Source organism: Enterobacter sp. SST3 (assembly GCF_000286655.1).
GTDB classification, from domain to species: Bacteria; Pseudomonadota; Gammaproteobacteria; order Enterobacterales; family Enterobacteriaceae; genus Enterobacter; species Enterobacter roggenkampii.
This window is the reverse complement of sequence record NZ_ALNS01000001.1, coordinates 82,238-101,317: the sequence shown is the minus strand read 5'-3', so window position 1 is coordinate 101,317 and position 19,080 is coordinate 82,238. Positions and strand designations below refer to the sequence as shown.

21 protein-coding genes and 1 tRNA gene are annotated in these 19,080 nt (G+C 53.7%); 4 read left to right on the top strand and 18 right to left on the bottom strand.

The features are described 5' to 3' along the window. Window positions 1–3: 3 nt before the first annotated feature. The 11 genes from B498_RS20635 to xisR all read right to left on the bottom strand — a co-directional run bounded on the left by B498_RS20635 (window position 4) and on the right by xisR (window position 13,517). Window positions 4–1,239 carry an MFS transporter gene (locus B498_RS20635; protein ID WP_008499377.1) on the bottom strand — a complete coding sequence of 412 codons (1,236 nt, stop codon included), beginning with the start codon at window positions 1,237–1,239 and terminating at the stop codon, window positions 4–6. 246 nt (window positions 1,240–1,485) lie between these two features. Then, a complete protein-coding gene (pheP, locus tag B498_RS20640) occupies window positions 1,486–2,874 on the bottom strand; it encodes a phenylalanine transporter (protein WP_008499375.1) in 1,389 nt (462 codons plus the stop codon). Between the two features lie 103 nt (window positions 2,875–2,977). Next, window positions 2,978–4,951 carry a PhoX family protein gene (locus B498_RS20645; protein ID WP_008499374.1) on the bottom strand — a complete coding sequence of 658 codons (1,974 nt, stop codon included), beginning with the start codon at window positions 4,949–4,951 and terminating at the stop codon, window positions 2,978–2,980. A 126-nt stretch (window positions 4,952–5,077) separates the two neighbouring features. Beyond that, window positions 5,078–7,261, bottom strand: a complete 2,184-nt coding sequence (locus B498_RS20650) for a TonB-dependent receptor (protein ID WP_008499373.1) — start codon at window positions 7,259–7,261, stop codon at window positions 5,078–5,080. Between the two features lie 185 nt (window positions 7,262–7,446). Beyond that, window positions 7,447–7,722 carry a DUF1471 family periplasmic protein YahO gene (gene yahO / locus B498_RS20655; protein WP_008499372.1) on the bottom strand — a complete coding sequence of 92 codons (276 nt, stop codon included), beginning with the start codon at window positions 7,720–7,722 and terminating at the stop codon, window positions 7,447–7,449. Between the two features lie 149 nt (window positions 7,723–7,871). Further along, on the bottom strand, window positions 7,872–8,903 hold the full coding sequence (locus tag B498_RS20660; protein WP_008499371.1) for an ABC transporter ATP-binding protein: 1,032 nt from the start codon (window positions 8,901–8,903) through the stop codon (window positions 7,872–7,874). A 1-nt stretch (window position 8,904) separates the two neighbouring features. Beyond that, on the bottom strand, window positions 8,905–10,479 hold the full coding sequence (locus B498_RS20665; RefSeq protein WP_008499370.1) for an ABC transporter permease: 1,575 nt from the start codon (window positions 10,477–10,479) through the stop codon (window positions 8,905–8,907). Between the two features lie 24 nt (window positions 10,480–10,503). After that, the gene (locus tag B498_RS20670) at window positions 10,504–11,520 is read right to left on the bottom strand and encodes an iron ABC transporter substrate-binding protein (RefSeq protein WP_008499369.1); all 1,017 of its coding nucleotides are present in this window, start codon (window positions 11,518–11,520) and stop codon (window positions 10,504–10,506) included. A gap of 356 nt (window positions 11,521–11,876) precedes the next feature. After that, the gene (locus B498_RS20675) at window positions 11,877–12,707 is read right to left on the bottom strand and encodes a CPBP family intramembrane glutamic endopeptidase (RefSeq protein ID WP_008499368.1); all 831 of its coding nucleotides are present in this window, start codon (window positions 12,705–12,707) and stop codon (window positions 11,877–11,879) included. 238 nt (window positions 12,708–12,945) lie between these two features. Continuing rightward, window positions 12,946–13,257 carry an excisionase family DNA-binding protein gene (locus B498_RS0121140; RefSeq protein WP_032622647.1) on the bottom strand — a complete coding sequence of 104 codons (312 nt, stop codon included), beginning with the start codon at window positions 13,255–13,257 and terminating at the stop codon, window positions 12,946–12,948. 8 nt (window positions 13,258–13,265) lie between these two features. Next, entirely contained in the window at window positions 13,266–13,517 is a 252-nt protein-coding gene (xisR, locus tag B498_RS0121135; protein WP_032622646.1) for an excisionase family protein, read from the bottom strand. Between the two features lie 28 nt (window positions 13,518–13,545). On the opposite strand from xisR, the gene B498_RS23475 reads away from it, so the two are divergent. Together B498_RS23475 and B498_RS23310 are read left to right on the top strand one after the other, a co-directional pair. Then, window positions 13,546–13,743 carry a helix-turn-helix transcriptional regulator gene (locus tag B498_RS23475; protein ID WP_202801667.1) on the top strand — a complete coding sequence of 66 codons (198 nt, stop codon included), beginning with the start codon at window positions 13,546–13,548 and terminating at the stop codon, window positions 13,741–13,743. Between the two features lie 62 nt (window positions 13,744–13,805). Then, window positions 13,806–14,033 (top strand): helix-turn-helix transcriptional regulator, encoded by a 228-nt coding sequence (locus B498_RS23310; RefSeq protein WP_071530925.1) that lies wholly within the window; start codon window positions 13,806–13,808, stop codon window positions 14,031–14,033. Window positions 14,034–14,118: 85 nt separating this feature from the next. Here B498_RS23310 and B498_RS23460 read toward each other — a convergent pair whose 3' ends face one another. The 4 genes from B498_RS23460 to B498_RS20690 form a co-directional block, all read right to left on the bottom strand. Then, a complete protein-coding gene (locus tag B498_RS23460) occupies window positions 14,119–14,433 on the bottom strand; it encodes a tail fiber assembly protein (protein WP_008499366.1) in 315 nt (104 codons plus the stop codon). A 296-nt stretch (window positions 14,434–14,729) separates the two neighbouring features. Continuing rightward, the gene (locus tag B498_RS20680) at window positions 14,730–15,248 is read right to left on the bottom strand and encodes a hypothetical protein (RefSeq protein ID WP_008499365.1); all 519 of its coding nucleotides are present in this window, start codon (window positions 15,246–15,248) and stop codon (window positions 14,730–14,732) included. Continuing rightward, complete coding sequence (locus B498_RS20685; RefSeq protein WP_008499364.1) at window positions 15,245–15,784, bottom strand: lysozyme; 540 nt, start codon at window positions 15,782–15,784, stop codon at window positions 15,245–15,247. The genes B498_RS20680 and B498_RS20685 overlap by 4 nt, the downstream gene beginning before the upstream one ends. A gap of 1 nt (window position 15,785) precedes the next feature. Beyond that, window positions 15,786–16,034 carry a class II holin family protein gene (locus B498_RS20690; RefSeq protein WP_008499363.1) on the bottom strand — a complete coding sequence of 83 codons (249 nt, stop codon included), beginning with the start codon at window positions 16,032–16,034 and terminating at the stop codon, window positions 15,786–15,788. An 827-nt stretch (window positions 16,035–16,861) separates the two neighbouring features. Between B498_RS20690 and B498_RS23025 the strand changes: the two genes are divergently transcribed. After that, on the top strand, window positions 16,862–17,128 hold the full coding sequence (locus B498_RS23025; protein ID WP_129343773.1) for a hypothetical protein: 267 nt from the start codon (window positions 16,862–16,864) through the stop codon (window positions 17,126–17,128). A gap of 426 nt (window positions 17,129–17,554) precedes the next feature. Here the strand turns inward: B498_RS23025 and B498_RS20695 are convergent. Next, window positions 17,555–17,631 (bottom strand) — tRNA-Ile (locus B498_RS20695). A 119-nt stretch (window positions 17,632–17,750) separates the two neighbouring features. Here B498_RS20695 and B498_RS23230 point away from each other — a divergent pair. Continuing rightward, window positions 17,751–17,912, top strand: coding sequence for a hypothetical protein (locus B498_RS23230; protein ID WP_171863022.1), 162 nt, complete (start codon window positions 17,751–17,753; stop codon window positions 17,910–17,912). Here the strand turns inward: B498_RS23230 and B498_RS20700 are convergent. Both B498_RS20700 and B498_RS20705 read right to left on the bottom strand, forming a co-directional pair. Next, window positions 17,881–18,450 (bottom strand): hypothetical protein, encoded by a 570-nt coding sequence (locus tag B498_RS20700; protein WP_008499361.1) that lies wholly within the window; start codon window positions 18,448–18,450, stop codon window positions 17,881–17,883. The genes B498_RS23230 and B498_RS20700 overlap by 32 nt on opposite strands. Window positions 18,451–18,629: 179 nt before the next feature. Continuing rightward, the gene (locus B498_RS20705) at window positions 18,630–19,031 is read right to left on the bottom strand and encodes an antiterminator Q family protein (protein WP_008499360.1); all 402 of its coding nucleotides are present in this window, start codon (window positions 19,029–19,031) and stop codon (window positions 18,630–18,632) included. Window positions 19,032–19,080: the final 49 nt, after the last annotated feature.

The following is a 19,080-nucleotide window of genomic DNA, read 5'->3' as shown; positions in this document are numbered from 1 at the left end:
ACATTACGCCTTGTCATCGTCATACTTAAACGTGAGAAGGAAAATCAGCGCGATCGCCGCGGCCGCTACCGCCGGGATCCACCAGAATGTCACCCACGCCTGCGGCACGGTCTGCCCGGCCACCAGGCGGTTATAGAGCGCGCCGGAAATCTGCGAGCCGAGCAGCATGCCGATGCCGTAGGTGAACATGACGATCATGCTCTGGGCCTGGCCTTTCACCTTCTCGCCCGCCACGCGGTCGGTGTATATAAAGCCGACGACAAAGAAGAAATCGTAGCAGACGCCGTGGAGCAGGATGCCGAGATACAGCAGGATGCGCCCCTCCTCGCTGACGCCCAGCGCGAACATGGTGTAACGCACAAACCACGCCAGCATGCCAATCAACAGCATGACCTTCACGCCCAGACGGCGGAACAGCAGCGGAATAACCAGCATGAAGACGATCTCGGACATCTGCCCGAAGGACATGGCGGTGCTGACGTCGGCAATTCCCGCATCCGCCAGATACGAGGCGGTGTAGGCGTAATAGGTGCCGAGCGGGACGGAGATCAGCATCGCGCAGACGGAGAAGACGAAAAAGTGGCGGGTTTTGAGCAGCGCAAAGGCATCCGCGCAGAAAAGATCGCGCACCTTCACCGGCAGGCCTTTCGCCGGAGCAGGCGTGTGCGGCAGCGTCAGGCTGTAAAGCGCCAGCAGCACGGAGCTGGCCGCCGCCACCTGAAAGATGGTAACGCTGGACGCCACGCCGGTGACGCCGATGAAAATGCCCGCCGCGATCCAGCCGATGGTGCCGAACACGCGCACCACCGGGAAGGTTTTATCCACGTTTGCCAGGCTGTGAAACGCGATGTTGTTGGTCAGCGCCAGCGTCGGCATGTAGCAGAGCGTGTAGCCAAACAGCAGGCCAATCAGCAGCGCGCCGTTCTCGGCAATCAGCGCCCCCGGCACGAACCAGAGGATCGCCGCGCCCGCCAGGTGCATCACCGCCATCACCTTCTGCGAGGCGAAGAAGCGGTCCACCAGCATGCCGAGCACGAACGGCGAGAGAATGGAGGCGATAGGCCCGGCGGAGAACGCATCGCCAATCAGCAGAGACATGTTGTGCTGGGTCATCACCAGGCCGAGCGTAACCGACCAGCTACCCCAGATAAAAAACTGCAGAAACATCATCAGCGACAGCCGCGGCACCAGCAGCCGATGCTGCGCTATCGTCTTTTCACTACTTTCAGTTGACACCATAATAAGCCTCACCCGGAAAAAAGTAATCGATTACAAATCAATTCAAATGAAAAAGTAATCGATTACAAAATAAAGATCCTGTGGATCGAAACAGATTTGGGAGGGGGGTCACGATAAAGATGAAGCAGTGTTTTGTAGGCCCGGTAAGCGCAGCGCCACCGGGCGTGAAGGCAGGTGCGGTCTGGTTTGGTGCGGTCTGTTGCCCTCACTCCGGCCCTCTCCCACAGGGAGAGGGAGAAAAACGGGCTACTTTTTACGTGAGAGCTTAAACGCGATAAACAGGAACACCACCCACACCGGCAGCAGCATCGCCGAGAGTCGCATCTCATCCATGGTGCACATCAGCACCAGAATCAACGCCAGGAACGCGATACAGAGGTAGTTCCCCGCCGGATAGAGCAGCGCTTTGAACTGCGTTTCGCGCCCCTTGCGGCGCATCGCGGCGCGGAATCGCAGGTGCGCGAGGCAGATCATGATCCAGTTCAGCAGCAGCGTAGCGACAACCAGCGCCATCAGCAGGCCGAAGGCCTCTTTCGGCAGCAGATAGTTGATCAGCACCACCAGCGAGGTAATCGCCCCGGAAAGGAACAGCGAGTTCACCGGCACGCCGCGACGGCTGACGCGGGTGAGGAATTTCGGCGCGTTACCCTGCACGGAGAGACCAAACAGCATGCGGCTGTTGGAGTAAACGCCGCTGTTATAGACCGACAGCGACGCCACCAGAATGACGAAGTTCAGCGCAGAAGCCACCACGTTGCTGTTCAGATCGTGGAAAATCATCACGAACGGGCTGCTGTCTGACTTCACTTCCACCCACGGGTAGAGCGCCAGCAGCACCACCAGCGAGCCGATGTAGAACAGCAGGATACGGTACACCACCTGGTTAACCGCTTTCGGAATGCTTTTATGCGGGTCGCGCGCTTCCGCGGCGGTGATGCCAATCAGCTCCAGCCCGCCGAAGGAGAACATAATCACCGCCAACGAGAGGATGAGCCCTTTCCAGCCGGTCGCCAGGAAGCCGCCGTGCTGCCACAGATTGTCGATAGTGGCCCGCTCGCCGCCGTGACCAGAGAACAGCAGCCACAGGCCGAAGCCGATCATGCCGATAATCGCCAGCACCTTGATCAGCGCAAACCAGAACTCGGTTTCACCATACAGGCGCACGTTGACGAGGTTAACGGCGTTAATGATGATGAAGAAGGCCGCCGCCCAGATCCACGTCGGGACATCCGGCAGCCAGTACTGCATATAGATGCCTGCGGCGGTCAGCTCCGCCATCCCCACCAGCACGAACATCACCCAGTAGTTCCAGCCGGAGAGGAAGCCTGCGAACGGGCCCCAGTATTTATAGGCAAAATGCGCGAAGGAGCCTGACACCGGCTCTTCAACGACCATCTCGCCAAGCTGGCGCATGATCAGGAAGGCGATAATCCCGGCGATACCGTAACCCAGCAGCACCGCCGGACCGGCCATCTGAATAGCGGGGCCGATGCCGAGAAAGAGCCCGGTACCGATTGCGCCGCCAAGGGCAATTAACTGAATATGTCGATTTTGCAAACCACGTTGCAGCGTCGGATTCTGATCCGACGAGGCTTCAGCGCGACCATGGCCTGAAGCGGATGACGCGTCTTTCACGTCCTACCCCTGTCTCTTTTTTAGAAGGGGCACGTTTTAACACTTCATGCTGGCGGTAGCAAGTTTAACGCCGGGGGCACGGCATGCCCCCGGCGATGCAAGGTTATGAGCCGATGATCCCGCCGTCCGCTTTGACGATGACCACCGTTGAGGAACGCGGGCGTCCGTTCGGATTCGCGTCTGGCCAGTTGGAAACAGCGCGAGGGTTAGCAGGGTCGGTGATATCATCCCCGCCCTCCCCCGGATGCTGAATGTTGATGAACAGCGTCCGGTTATCCGGCGTAAACGCAATCCCGGTAATTTCACACCCGCGCGGTCCGGTCAGGAAACGGCGGTACTCGTTGGTGCCCGGAATGGTGGCCACCATCTGGTTATTGCCCATCCCCTCGTAGGCTTTCTTATTGATGGTGCTGGAAGAGACGTCGGTCTGGATCCACAGCACGCCCTGATGATCGAACGACAGGCCATCGGGGCTGCCGAAGGCCGCCCCCTGCATGGAACCTTTAGCCTTCGGATCGTCGCTGTCGGTCCGCCCGCCCATCACCAGAATATCCCACTTAAAGCGAGCGGCAGCAGGATCGGCCCCCTCTTCGTGCCAGTGCATAATATGACCAAACACGTTATTAGCGCGCGGGTTGGCGGCATCAACCGGTGCCTTACCCTCCTTCCCGCGATCGCTGTTGTTGGTGAGCGTACAGTAGACGCTGCCGCTGGCGTGCGGGTCGACCGCTATCCACTCGGGGCGATCCATCTTCGTTGCCCCCACCGCGTCTGCCGCCAGGCGGGTTTTAATCAGCAGATCGCCCTGGTTTTCAAACCCGTTGCTCTTATCCAGGCCATTTTGCCCGAAGATCAGCGGCAGCCAGTCGCCGCTCCCGTCTTCGTTGAAGCGGGCAACGTACAGCGTGCCGGACGTCAGCAGCTGCATATTGGCTTCGCGGTTCGCGGGATCGTATTTTTTGTCCGAGACAAACTTATAGATGTACTCGAACTTCTGGTCGTCCCCCATATAGACCACCACGCGGTTATCGGCGGCAAGCGTGACGGCCGCCCCCTCATGCTTGAAGCGGCCCAGGGCGGTGTGCTTGCGCGGCGTGGAGGTCGGGTTGTAGGGATCGATCTCCACGACCCAGCCGAAACGGTTGGGTTCGTTAGGGGTTTTATCAACGCTGAACCGCTCGTCCACCTCGTTCCAGCGGTAGGATTCATCGCTGTCGCTGATCCCGTAGCGTTTTTCCAGCGGGTTGAGATCGGTTTTTTTGACAAAAATATCCGACCAGTTCTCCTCGCAGGTGAGATAGGTGCCCCACGGCGTGTGGCCGTTGGCGCAGTTCTGCATGGTGCCCAGCACGCGCTCCCCCTGCGGGTCGGCGGCGGTTTTCATTAAGTCCTGATGCCGCGCCGGGCCGGTAAGCTGCATCGGCGTATTGACGGTAATGCGGCGGGCATACGAAGACGGGCGAACCACCTGCCAGTCGCTGCCCGATTTTTTCACTTCCACCACCGACACGCCCATCGCGTTCTGCCCCTTGCGGGCCTTGTCGAGGCTCCAGTTCGCCGTACCGTCGGTAAACAGCATCCCGTTGTCGATGTACTCATGGTTCATTGCCAGCAGGCCATGCTCCGGGTTTTGCTCCCCCTGCGGCAGGCTAAACCACGCCATGCCGTCATGATGCATGCCCGCCTGCGCAGCCTGTTCGTCCGCGGTGTTGCTGGCGTCCGGCTTAAAGGCCGGCATGTTGTTTTTGATCCCCGTCGGGTCACCCCAGCGATAGAACGGGCGGGCGATATAGCCTTCCGGCACCCTCACCGTATCTTCCGTGGAGACGTCGATGCTGGTAAAGCCCAGGGAAACCGCTTTTGCCAGTGCAGAAGGCTTTGATACCGCGGCAATCGCATTTTCGGGTTTGATCAGAAAGGGGAATGAAACGGCAGCGCCCGCCACGGCGCCCATCTGGAGAAAACGACGGCGGGAGAGGAACACCTCTGCCACCTCGGAGAATACCGGGTTCGCGCTGCGGTTAGCGATGTCGTCGCGATGTTCTTTTTTAAAAACGGATTTGAGGGGTCTGCCCATAGCGGCTTCCTGTCATTGGCCAAGAGGTAAGGAGTCGGCGACCAGTCTAAGAAGCTTTTATTACAATTTTATAACACAACGGCGGAGGTGTGGGGCGTCCCTGCCCCGGATAACGAGGTGGAACGCTTAGAACTCGTAGCCAAGCGAGACCTTAAAGGTACGCGGCTCGCCCTGCGTGATGTAGGTGCCGGAATCGTCCACGCTGGCCCAGTAGTTTTCATTGGTCACGTTGTCGATGCCCGCGCGCACCGTCATCTGGTTTGCATTGTGGTTCACCGCGAAGCGATAGCGCATCCCCAGATCCAGCGTGGTGTAGCTGTCGATCTTTTTGGTGTTGGCAAGATCGGCGTACTGCGCGCCAGAGTGGTTGACGCGGGCGGTCGCCGTCAGGCCATCAATCGGCTTGATGTCATACTCTGCCCCCAGCACGGCGTAGACGTTCGGGACACCAATGGCATCGTTGCCCTGATTTACGCCGTTTTTGGTTTTGGTCAGCTCCGCCTGCAGCCAGGTGGCGCTGGCGTTGAGGCGCATCCCGAGCATCGGCTCGCCGAAGACGTTTAGCTCCACGCCGCGGTTACGCTGCTCGGCATCCAGGCCATAGTGATTGTTGCTGTCGAGGATCGCCGACGGCATCTTGATCTCAAACAGCGCAAGCGATCCGCCCACGCGGCCAAAGTCCGCCTTCACGCCCACTTCGTTCTGCTTAGAGTGAACAATGCCGGTGCTCTGGCCGTAGTTGGTGGCGGTGTTAGGTGCGGTTTTGCCCGGCTGCAGCGCTTCGGTGTGGTTGGCGTAGAGGGAAATTTCCTCCCACGGTTTGTAGACCACGCCGTAGGTTGGCATCCAGCGGCTGCCGTCGAAACCGTCCGCGTCGTTCTCTGCGCCAGTAATTTTGTTATACCCGCGAACGACCACTTTCTGATGGCGCGCGCCTGCGGTTAACAGCAGCTTGTCGTCAAGCACGCCCAGGGTATCGCTCAGCAGCCAGCCCTGGGTGCGGGTGCGCCCGCTGGTCAGCGGATCGCTGTACTTCCCGCCTGAGCCGTTGAGGTTGGTGCTGTCCGGCATATCGACGCCGGTGTTGTGGTAGATGTTGGTGGTCGGGTTATCCTTCGTCGCCGACATTTTCCACGCGATCTTTTCGTTTTTAGTCATCGCAGAATAGCCAACGTTGACCTTGTGCGAGACGAAGCCGGTATTGAAATTACCGCGAATGCCCGCCATGCCGCTGACGGAATCGCTGATGCGGTTGGTATCAAGGCGGCTGACCGTTGCTTTACCGCTTTTATCCAGCAGCTTCGGCGCGCTGTAGATCCCTTCCTCGTGCGCGTGCTGCGCGCCCAGGCCGGTATAGGCGGTCCAGCCGTCGGTGATGTCGTACTCGCTGCGCCACATCCCAAATTCGTTTTCGATGTTGCTGTAGGCCCACTTCTGCGAGAAGTTACGATCGTTTTTCGGCGGCTCGGGCACGAAATCCACCGCCGAAATATTGACGCTGGTCGGGCTGCCGTGGAATGTTTTCTTCTGATAACCCAGATCCAGCGAGGTGCGGAAACGGTCGCCTTTGTAATCCAGACCGGTGGAGAGCAGCGTGGTGCGGCGGCGGTCGTTCGGTATGCCGGTTTCCCCTTCGCGGTGGACCAGGTTCACCCGCGCGCCAAACTGGTCGCTGTCGCCGTAGCGACGGCCCGCATCCAGCGTGGTGCCAATCTGGGAGTCCGAGGTGTAGTCGACGCCCACTTTCGCCTGCGGGAGTTCGCCCGCGTGTTTTGGCTCAAGGTTGATCATCCCGCCCACGCCCGAGCTCGCCGCGCCGTTCATCAGGGCGTTTGCCCCTTTGAAGATCTCAATGCGCTCAACCATCTGCGTATCCACCACCTGACGCGGCAGCACGCCGGACAGACCGCCAAAGGTCATGTCGTCGCCGTCAAACTTCAGACCACGGATGCGGTAGGTTTCCGCGCTGTTGCCGTACCCCTGAACGAACTGTACGCCCGCGTCGTTGGCGATCACATCAGCAATGGTTTTCGCCTGCTGATCTTCCACCAGCTTCGAGGTATAGCTGATGATGTTGAACGGCACGTCCATGGCGTTCTGCTGACCGAGCATCCCCATACGCCCGCCGTTCGCCACCTGTCCGTCAAGGAAGGCCGGTACCAGCTGGTCCCCACCGGGTTTGAAATCGCTGACCGGTGCAGAGTGCACAACGAGGGTATCTTCTTTTTGATCGTCCGCCGCGAAGGCGGAATGCGTTACCGCGCCAACGGCGAGCGCCAGCAGCGTTTTGTGTATTCTGGTGTTGTTCATCGTTAACTCATTTGAAAGTGCGCGCAAAAATAGCCCGTTGTCAGGCCTTAGAATGTATTGATAGCAATGCAAATGAGAACTATACGCATTATCCATGAGTTAGCAAGCGTAACCGCGAACAACAGGAAGAGGTGGGGAGACAGGATGAGGAACAACCACCCCAAAATGGGGTGGCTGCAATGACGTTATTTTTTCTTGTAGATATTGGCCGTACCGTGAATTTTATTGTTGGTGTTCCCTGAGGTGAGCACCAGAACATCCGCGCCTTGCTTATCGGCTTTCTCAATCAGTTCTTTTTTTGCATCATCAACCGATACTTCATTTGAGGTGCTTACCGTACCGATTTTTTGATACTGAGACTCGACTTTCTTGAACTCATTTTTAGTCAGCAGTTGGGCAGCAAAAGCATTGGTCGTAAACACTAACGCCGTTCCCAACAAAATAGCAGTCGTCTTTTTCATAACCTTTTTCCTTGAGATTAATCAGCAACTACGAAAAACCTCACGCATGATGGTGAGGTTTTATGAGCATGGTAGAGAATCTCAGGAAATGCCATATATTCTGGAAAATTCTTTTATAACAACCCATTGCATGAAATTATTAATGAATATTAAGAATAGTCGAATACACGCGCGGTGCCAGCAATATCAATGCGAACCGCCGTGCCCGGGTTCCATCCAGGCTGGCTGACGGTCTTGAGGGTGACGGGCTGCGGCTGTCCGGTAAGCCCAAGGGTGAGCGTCGACAGGTGACCGGTAAAATCCACATCAAGAATGGAGATCGGGCTTTCATGTGAGGCGCATGCCGTCACGCTCAGCTGCTCCGGGCGCAGCATCACTCTGCCCTGCCCTGTCGCCAGCGGGTTGTCTGTGGGCACCTTACCCAGCGCGCAGAGGGCGTAGCCCGCGGTGAGCTGCGCAGGCAGGATCAGCGCATCACCAAGAAACAGCGCCGTCTCTTCGTCAACGGGACGGGTGTAAACCTCATAAGGCGTCCCGACCTGCGTGAAGCGTCCGGAACGCATGACGGCAACCTGCGTGGCAAAGGAGAGCGCTTCGTTCTGATCGTGGGTAACCAGAATCGAGGCCACGCCCGCTTCGGCCAGCAGATCGGCCGTGGCCTTTCGCGTCATGGCGCGCAGGCCAGTATCCAGCGCCGAGAACGGTTCATCCAGCAGCATCAGTGAAGGACGCTGGGCCAGCGCACGGGCAAGGGCCACGCGCTGCTGCTGTCCGCCGGAAATCTCGTGAGGCCAGTGCGTGGCGAGCTGCCTGTCCAGCGAAACCATCTCCATCAGCGCCTCAACGCGCTGGCGTTTTTCGTGGCGGGTCCCGTCCAGCCCCCAGGCAATGTTGTCTGCCACGTTGAGGTGGGTGAACAGCGCGCCCTCCTGCGGCACAAAACCGATCCCGCGCTGGTGGGCAGGGACAAAACGGTTTTCATCAAACAGGGTTCTCCCCTGCATAACAATACGACCGGTGTCGGGCGTCTCAAACCCGGCAAGAATACGCAGCAGCGTGGTTTTCCCTGACCCCGACGGCCCGACAATGGCCGTTCTGCTCCCCGGCGCAACGCTCAGGTTTAAGCTGTCGAGCACCTGCACATCAGCAAACGATTTAGAAATGGCGGTTAATTCAAGCATGTCATAGCCCTGCAATTTTCTTCGACTGCATATAGAGAATGGCGGTCAGCGGGAGGGAAATCAGGATCATCAGCATCGCGTAAGGCGCGGCGGCGACATAGTCAATTTCGCTGGTCAGCGCCCAGAATCCGGTAGAGAGCGTGCGCGTGCCCAGGGGAGAGAGTAACAGCGTGGCGGTCAACTCGTTGCTGACGCCGAGGAAGACCAGCGCGGCTCCCGCCGCCGCACCCGGCGCGGCCAGCCGCATCGTGACGCTCCAGAGCGCCTTCGCGGGCGTGCTGCCAAGGCTGCGCGCCACGTTTTCCAGCTCAACCGGCGCCTGCGCTATCCCCGCCCGCAGGTTGATGAGCGCACGGGGCATAAACATCAGCAGATAGGCAAGGAACAGGGTAATTTCCGTCTGGTAAATGGGACGGGCGTAGTGAATGGTGACGGTGACCAGGGCCAGCGCCGTGACAATGCCCGGCAGCGAACTGGTGATATAGATGCACCCTTCAAGCATCCGGAAGATACGATGCGGATAGCGGATACCGAGCCACGCAATGGGGATCACGCACGTCGTCGTCAGCAGCGCGCCGCCCACGCCGAGCATCAGCGTCTGGCGCAGCGAATGCCAGAGATCGGCGCTTATCCAGTTTTCCACACCGCCGAGCCAAATCCAGCGACACAGAACAGCTAACGGCACGCCCAGCGCCAGCACGATCAGCACGATGAAAAACAGCTGCCCCAACGCGGCAGCCGCAGGCTTCAGAGGCCAGCGTTTCTGTTCGCGCGCGGCACCGGCGCCAATGCGCGCGTAGCGTGCCTTTCCACGCGTCACGCCTTCCAGCACTAAGATAGCCAGGCAGCATAACGCCAGCACGCCCGCCAGCATGTTTGCCGCCGGGCCGCTGAAGGTAGACTGAAACTGGTCATAAATGGCCGTGGTGAAGGTATCAAAGCGGATCATCACGTACAGGCCATATTCCGCCAGCAGGTGCAGCGCCACCAGCAGCGCGCCGCCGCAGATAGCTAGCTTGAGCTGGGGTAGCACCACACGGAAAAAGACCTTCCACGGCGGGGTGCCGAGCGACGCGGCGACATCTTCGAGCGTCGGGTCAAGGCGGCGCAGCACCGCCGCAACCGGCATGTAGATAAACGGATAGTAGGCCAGAACGGAGAGAAACACGCCCGCGGAGAGCCCGTGCATCGACGGAACCACGCTCACCCAGGCATAGCTTTGCACAAACGCGGGAATGGCCAGCGGGGCGACCGCCAGCGCGGACCAAATGCCCCGTCCGGCAAGCTGGGTGCGCTCTGTGAGCCAGGCAATCGCCACGCCCGTCACGATACACAGCGGAACCGCCAGTGCCGTCAGCCACAGCGTATTACTGAGCAGCTCAGCCACACGCGGGCGAAACACCAGCGCCTTAATGGTTTCCCAGCCCGTCTCAATACCAATGGCAATGATAAAACCCAAAGGCAGAAGCGCCAGTAATGAAAACAAGACAGCTAACGCAACCATCGGCAGTGCAGGACGCCTGCGGGCAGGCTCCTGCACTCTGTTTTTTCCGATGTCGAGACTCAGACCAGACATAAGACCTTCACTTCACTCTCAGGATCACAGCAGGCCGGCTTGCGTCATCAGCTCGATAACTTTTTTACTGTTGAGCGTTGAAGGTTCAACTTTCGGCGCATCAAGATCTTTCAGCGGGACCAGTTTCGGGTTTGAGGCCGCGTTCACGCCCACGGCGTATTCAAAGGCGTTGTTGGTACGCAGGCTTTCCTGACCTTCTTTGCCGGTAATGTATTTGATGAAGGCCTGCGCCTGCGCTTTGTGCTTGCTGGACGCCAGCACGCCACCGCCGGAGAGGCTCACAAACGCGCCCGGGTCCTGGTGCTTAAAGTAGTAGAGCTGGGTATTTTTGCTGTTTTCACCGGTTTTGGACTGATCGACAAAGCGGTAATAGTGATAAATCACCCCGCCATCAATCTGACCGGCATTGACCGCTTTCATCACGGTGCTGTTGCCTTTATAGGCCACGAAGTTGGCTTTCATCGCCTTGAGCCATTCCAGGGTGGCCTGCTCGCCCTTCAGGGCCAGCATCGCGCTCACGATAGCCTGGAAATCCGCGCCTGACGGTGATGCCGCCCAGCGGCCTTTCCACTCGGGTTTCGCCAGATCCATCAGCGACTTAGGCAGCTGCTGTTCGCTCAGTTTCGCCGGGTTATAGACGAACACCGTGCTGCGGGCAGCAATGCCGATCCAGCGGCCATGCGCCGGACGATACTCTGCCGGTACCTGCTTCAGGGTGTCTGAATCCAGCGGGGCAAACAGGTTGGCGTTATCCACCAGCACCATGGACGGCGAGTTTTCCGTCAGGAATACGTCTGCCGGCGATGCGCTGCCTTCCTGCACCAGCTGGTTACCCAGCTCGCTGTCATCACCATTACGCAAAGTGACTTTAATCCCGGTTTCTTTGGTAAAACCGTCAACCCACGACTTCACCAGGTTTTCATGCTGCGCGTTATAAACAACAATACCTTCGTTGTTATCGGCGGCAACAGACTGTGTGGAAAGGAAAAGGGATGAGGACAACAAGGCAAGCGAGAAGCAGGACAGCAGGCGAGAATTCATGAACATATCCTTAATAGACCAACGGGAGTAACCACTCATAGCTTTGTGGGACAGGATTAAAGCATACAACAACGCTAATGATAATTAGTATCAATCCAGTTTACGCGTAAAAGTGTAAAATTTCTTTTTAGCCGATTTTGTAATGATAAAAATCCAAATTTTATTGCGAGATAATTTCTAGATTAAGAAAACCTTAAGCCTGCCAACAACGAAATTCATTAGCCTTCTATTCATTATAGCGCGAAGGTAAAACTGTTATTCGCGCCCGGCAGATATAAAAAAGCCCCGATAGTGCGGGGGCTTTTTATGCTTATCCGGAGGTAGCTAAATTTATTAGGCTACTCATTTAAAAAGCCTCACATAGCCGCATGAGGGGCATACACAGGATAGGTGAAGAACAATAAATGCACGCAGTTCAGCCCAAAATGGAATAACGTTGCAACCCAGAGCCTGCCGCTCCACATCCACGCCAGGCCGTAAATAATGCCGGAGAGGCTGGCAAAAATAATCAGCAGTAAACCGCCGCTATAATGCATCAGCCCAAAGAGGACTGAGGCCATCAACAACGCGACAACAGGATGAACGATCCGGGACAAGCGCTGCTGCAGGTAGCCTCTGAACAGGGCTTCCTCGGCCAAAGAGACGAAGAAAATATTCGCAAGGGCAAATTGCGCGAACCATTCTGGCGCATGTGGCTCAATTCTCAGCCCGCCCAACGCCACAGCCAGAAGTAACAGCGCGGGTACCGCAAGTACCAATATTACCCAGCCGAGCTTGCCAATTTTATAGAGGGGTTTTGCTACGAATAGCGTTGGCATGCACGTAATTAAAAAGAACGGCACCACCGCCTTGTCCATATTAAAGTACATACTGAACGGTATGCTTTGCGGACCAACGACGACAGCATCCAGCACTTTGGGATTATGGAAGCCCGGGAGCACATGCATAACCAGGGCAACGGCGATGATCACGCACAGGCCTTCAATCAGATAAGTATATTTATCATCCTTATTACGTAGCCATTCAACAGCAGACCAGCCAATAACGATTGACGCAATAACCAGCAACGCCGGGGCGTCAAGAATGCTCTGGTTCCAGCCGAGAAATGCCGTTAATCCCAGCAGCAGGTAAGCCAGGCTTTTATTAAGGGAAAGTGCGGCAAGCGAAATTGCGAGTAGATACCACATAAATGTCCTTCATGACCGATAAATTTTAGGGTCGATGTCCCAAATATGTCCCACAACGGAAATCAGGAGGATGTGAGTGAGGCGTAACTCTATGAAATGAAATGGCACCCCTGTAGGATTCGATAACTTAAAATAACCCACTGATAGTTATAATTAATATACAATTCAATATACTCACATACCCCCTAAAGCACCCCCATATTTGTTTGCATGGATACCGCACCGGGTTTTGTTTTGTTCACTCCTTCGGTCTTCCTTTCGTTCTTGTCTTCAGTAATTCATTTAATTCCTTATCGAGCCTTTCGTGTTTAAGCGCCTCTGGCTCGTACGTAGAGGCAGAAGGGGATAAATGACGTTCGGCACGAGACTGAACTTGAACAGCAGAAATTGCTACTTGGCAATCCTCGCGCGTAAACAGATATGGTGATTTAGGCCTGTCGCTAACCCGGTAAGCCTTGAGTCTGCCCTCCTGAACCCACTGAGTGACAGTTGCGATTGAGATACCGAGAAGTTCAGCAGCTTCCTTTCTAGTCAGTGTTAGCTTTTCCATGACTTTGCTTAGCTTTTTCTTTGACGCGGGATTGCTACCTTTTGCCTTTCAACCCAGGCATCTACTTCAAATCGGTTATACATTATCGGACTGTTATCCTTAGGCTGGCAATCGCCTGAATAGTGTCGATACTCCCTTCCCTCCATCCATGATTTTTCCCGTGCAGATCTGATAGCGTTCTTTGTGAGGCCCGTGATCGCCATCAGTAAAGACTCTGTAACCCATTTATTAGGCTCTATTCGAACTGTTTGATATTCCATAACCTACACACAATTTTTAACGAGGAGGATGATAGTTGAACATATATTTGATGGACCTGAAAGAGGTTTGCCGCACTGTTGGGTTCAAAAAACGGCCATTTACAAGTGCATGAACGCGGGTGAGTTCCCAAACTCTATCAAGATTGGTAGTTCCGTAAGGTGGGTATCAACAGAAGTGGAAGCATGGATCACTGAAAAAGTTCGAGCATCTAGGGAGGATAAGTAGCGATAAAGTGAATTTTTAACTTCGCACATTTCAACAAGTCCACGACTAAAGGAAATATATGCATGATGCCAAAAGCTCGCACTAACCTTTCTGATGATTCACTCATTGACCTGAAATATATAACTAACGATTCGGGATTCACTGCTAAATATTTTTACTCGCTGATAAAGCGGGGTGAGTTCCCTGTCCCGATAAAGCTAGGCAGAAGTTCGAGATGGTTACTAAAAGATTATTCTAAATGGAAAGTCAGACATATTAGGAGAAGAGACGCAAGAGAACGCCTCAGGTAAACCTTAGCTCAGAGGCTTGGTATGAATACTGAAAAACTAGCCGTAGCCCGATCCTGAACTTGATGGGCTGCGGCTGTTTATTTCCTTAGTCTGGAAGTGGCGGCCAGCCTGGTTTTTCAGCGCGCAGATCGACACGGCTAAGCAGCACACGATAACGCTTCCAGGCCAGCAATCTGGCTTTTTCATCATCACTGGCCAGATCAACATCTACCGCTTCCTGCAGAGATTCGATAATGGCATCAGCTTTTGTTCTCTGTTCTTGTTGCACGGAGAGGTTGTCCAGATATGGGATAACCGGGCGTGCCCCTTCTACAAGAGTTTCACCGTCTACCAGACTTTCAGGCCCACTCACCGCTCGGTAACTTGTTTCTGTAACAGCCCAGTATTCTTTATCTGGCATAGGTATAGCCTCCAATATCGAGAAATAGTCCACCACCAGACACGGCGGACAGGTATTGATAAAAAATGTTAGGGTATCCAAGACTCTGATGCAGGAGAATGCCAACTCCAGGGAAACATCGATAAAAAGAGCATGTGAAACTGAGAATCCGGTAGCCCTCCTTGTGGGGGCTTTTTTTTGGGATTGATGCGCTTCGCTTGTTAAATATTGAGTCTTTTCTAGAATTTAAAGGTGCTTTGCTATGTCAGGTAAAGCCGTCGTTCAGAAATACCCGTGTGCTCAAGGATGAGCCATCCCTAGTTTTTCCTTTCCAGCTCTATCTGCCTAATGCCTGCGAAGTTATTGTTGCCCTTCTCAATCACCGCCAGTAGCGGCTTAATCCACAAAACAGCCTGGCAGTACGTCATTGAGCTGGCGGCAGGGGCACGATCATCGGTTTCGTCAGATCTGCCGGTATCGGTGTGCATTGCGCTGGAACGTAAACGGTGCGCGTATTCGAGCAGCCCACCAGCAATGTCAGCAGGAATAGGCAGATCACAGGTCTTTTCACGGCGGAGAATCTCCCGGTATTCGATTACGGCTTCTTCGGTGCTGGTATCAATCATGGAGTTAAGCCTGTTGGCATGCTCTGCAACCTGATTGAACCGATTGAAGTTGAATGCCTGAGTGGCGATCACCTGCCCCTGCAAAGTGTTGTCACTTCTCAGAACGTCGTTATCACTCTGCAGGCTGCTGGCGTCTGAACAGCTTTTAACGAGTGCGACTGACAGGCCAGCAATGATTACAATCGCGACTGGGAAAAGATTAAGTTTCACTGGTCTATCCCCCAGCACGCCAGCGCGCTTTCCTGATCGCGCCGCTCGACCTGCCCATAGCAGCCATTCTTTTGGCCTTTGGTTAGCCGGCAATCACGGCCGCCATCTTTAATCCACCAGCGGATAGCTTCACAGGCCCCTTTCCGGTCACCGGCGTTGATTCGCTGGTAAAAGGTGGATGGATAGCATTTTCCGGGGCCGATGTTGTACGGACAGAACGATGCGATGCCAACTTTCTGCGGCGCGGTCAGTGGAGCCTTGATATTCCGGTCGACCCAGGCAAGCGCTTTATCACGCTCAATGGCGTTGACCTTCTTGCATTGCGCCTCGGTGGCGGTCATGCCCTTCACTACACGCTTGCCGTCAATAACTGTAACGCCATGGCAAAGCGACCAGACTCCACCAGGATCCATGACGGCCACGAGAGCATTGCCTTCCTTCTCACTAATGAACTGGTCAAACAGCACTGGCGCTGATGCTCCAGCGGCGATCAGGGATAGCATAGCGGCGCTGAGTTTTGCTCTTGTCGATGCCATGTTAATTATCCTGTGGTGGAGCGGTAATGTAGCCCTTCTTGAGGGCCTTCTCGTATGCCTTGGTCTGGCGTCTTTTGAAGTAGAGGTTGGTAAGGTAAGTGGCTATACCAATAAGAAAACCGCCAATCACTGCAACCTTGTTCCAGTCGAGGTCGTGCAACCATTGCAAAATGCCGCCTCCACAAATAAGACTGCCAGACACGCAATACGAGACTGCGGATGCGATTTTGTCAGGCATATATCGGATCATCTCTATCTCCTCGCGTAATGGCGGGAGCTGTGTGTAAGGGGTCAGGCCCTCGGGACTATTTAACAATTAGGCATGTCGATGATGGTCCCCGGAGCCTGAAATAAAAAAAGCCCGCTTTTGATAGCGGGCCAATGAGTTGACTATTTGTAAGGTAGGTGTGAGTAAGAACTATGCTCAGAAGTGAAGCTGTATCGGCTGATTCACTATCGGTCCAGGAGAACCACAGGGCATTCAGTTACTTCCCACAACTCAAAGAGTAGCAGCAGTTTGCGAAACCATAAAAAAAGGCCTGCGTTTTATGGCAGGCTCTCAAGGAATTTGAAACTTGTATTGTTGTTGTCATGGTGCCGGGTGCCTCCCGGTGACTCTACCCCAGTCAGCAAAGCCGCGCGCATACCTGCAGATAGAAGTTGACTGGAACGCCCTTTCGCATAGAAAGGATTCACCACAAACACACTGTACTAACCACTTAACAGTTAGGTCAAATTAAACAGGGAGAGAATAGACTATTCATTTTCAGCGACTTAAAGTAAATTTTAAATTTTCCGTTGATTTTTAAGTTGCTAATATCCTAAATTCACTACCCGTTCTCGTCTAATCAAGAAGTAGAAGGGAATCTTTTGTCGAGGGATGTGATGTCGCCTGTAAAGTCCCTCGTCTTTTTTCTCATTTTAATTTCCCTTACCTAGCATGCCAAAGCCACTACATATCCAGGGATGGCCTTCCAAGCTAGGTATCAAGCACCAGAATCGCTAAACTGGATGAATTTGAGGCACCTCATCCAACAAACCACCCGAGGTTAACTGGATTTCACGAGATGCTTTTGGATGAGCGCTGAACCCAAAGGTCAGTATTTTCACACAGCAATTTTGCAAAAAGCAGCGCTCACGCAAAAACATCTAAGGAAGGTGAAGGAAATTGGCATCGGCAATGAAATCCGAGATAACATCAATGTAAATAACAACTCCAGCTATAAGGCTGGCAGTCAGTATCAGGGCAATCTTCCAGATGCCCATAGGTCACCTCTTCTGCGGTATTCCCAATACAATCCTTATTCATCACTACATAGAGATGAAAGTACATTGCACAGCTAACCACAAAACAGATCACTAAAGCCAGTATTTTGAGAGTCTTTAACAACACAATTACCCTGCTAGTTAATTGCAAGCAGGTTAACTTAAAGCGGCTCAACAAATTCTCAACACAAGACATAAGCCAGGTCCGTATCACAGCGACCTTCATATAAGATGTCGGGATTGAATAAATCAGGTGAACTCGACGATATTGCAGGGGGACTACTGGTGCAATGCACCTTCGTGAAAGCCCAGTTGCGAAGCCAAACATGCTGGCCCCGTCAGTCCACCATCAACTACCGTAGTGCCAGAAACAGGATAGGACATACTGATTACAAGTCAGTTGCTCTACCTACTGAGCTAAGTCGGCATTGGTCCGCCACCGGGGCCTCGAACCTCGTACTACAACATTAAGTTGCCGCTCTTCCCGATGAGCTAGTGGCGGTCTGGTGGCCCTTGCTGGACTTGAACCAGCGACCGGGCGATTATGAGTCACACTCTCTAACCAACTGAGCTAAAGGGCCGGGAGCGAGATGATACATAAGTCAAACTAACCACGCAATATTCATGGTTTTTATGGTTGCCTTATGTCCTATCTGATATCGTTAAATCGCCAAAAGTAACCACTCAGAAAAGGATGATTATGTCTCAACAAAACAAGCCCCAAGGTGAAAGCAAACCTCAGCAACCAGCAGATCCAAAGCCAGTACCATCTCAAAGTACTGCTGACTTTGCCACACAACGTGTATTCGTTGGAGATTCTGCCGATTCAGTCAAAGAATACTTAAAAAAACAGCAGAAATAAGCATTGCCACTACCGGGGCGAGGATAGTAAACATTCTCGCCCTATCTAAGCAATTGCGAATTTTTTCATTCTCTAAAAGCAATTCATTGGCAGTATCATTAAGATTAACAAGCCGGTATCGCCGAATTAGAGGTAAGGGATTTTCTGCCCCCTCATATCCAGCATCAAAGAACATTTGATAACTGTCTTTCTCAATTTTTTTATAATTCTGAGTATACAGAGCTTGAGGTGGGGCATAAATCAAGCCTCTCATTTTTACAGATAAGCCTGAGTGAACTAAGTAAATAGCGCACCAGGCCCATAGAACGGTAAAAGTCGCTATACCCGCTGTCAGAAAATCAAAATTCGTTTTTTGTGTAAGAAGAAGAAAAGAAGATCCAATACCAACAATCTGAATGCTCAAAAGCTTGTAACCATTTTCAACGTTGATTTTATTGGAGGTTTGAATCTCACGAATTACCTCCTCTCCCTGCTTCTCCAGAAAGTCTACGAGTTTATCGTCAGCACTCAAAAAGTAATCCGAAGGTAAATTTGCCACTTCCCCGTCCTTACATCTCTCGATGCAAATTATCTTACCTGAATATCCTTACCAAACGAACTATCTATGCCAGAAGCGAGAAAACCCCGCCATTGCTGGCAGGGTTTCGATGATTAAGCTGTGTGTCGAAGTGACCACTCTTAACACAATAGCGAGTAAAATTCGTAACGAAAAGCATTTTATGCGACTTTTTTCACGTTGCTGTGATGGGTCCAGTCGTCCATTTCAAGTCGGGCTCCGGACATGATAATGCAAGCGTCGATGAAAGTTTCAGCTATCATCATCTTTTGCCTGATTTTACCTTCCGAACACCGCTTCCATCTGGAGATGGTAGACTTAGATACACCGAACATGTAATGAAGCATCACCAACTCTAATTCATCATGCCTGCCAGTCTTTCTCAGCATCCCTACGGCTGTATCAACAATGATGCCGTCGTTGTCACAACATGAAGGGCGTGATTTTCCCTCCTGCGGCAACAGACCTTTAAAGCCCGCGCCAATCGGTGACCAGTCAACCTGAGAGCCTTCGTTGGATGCCCATCCCCCCCATCTTTCCAGTACAAGCTGAATATCACGCATTATCGTTCACTCCCATACTATCGTTGATGTGCATTCCCTGAGGACTAAA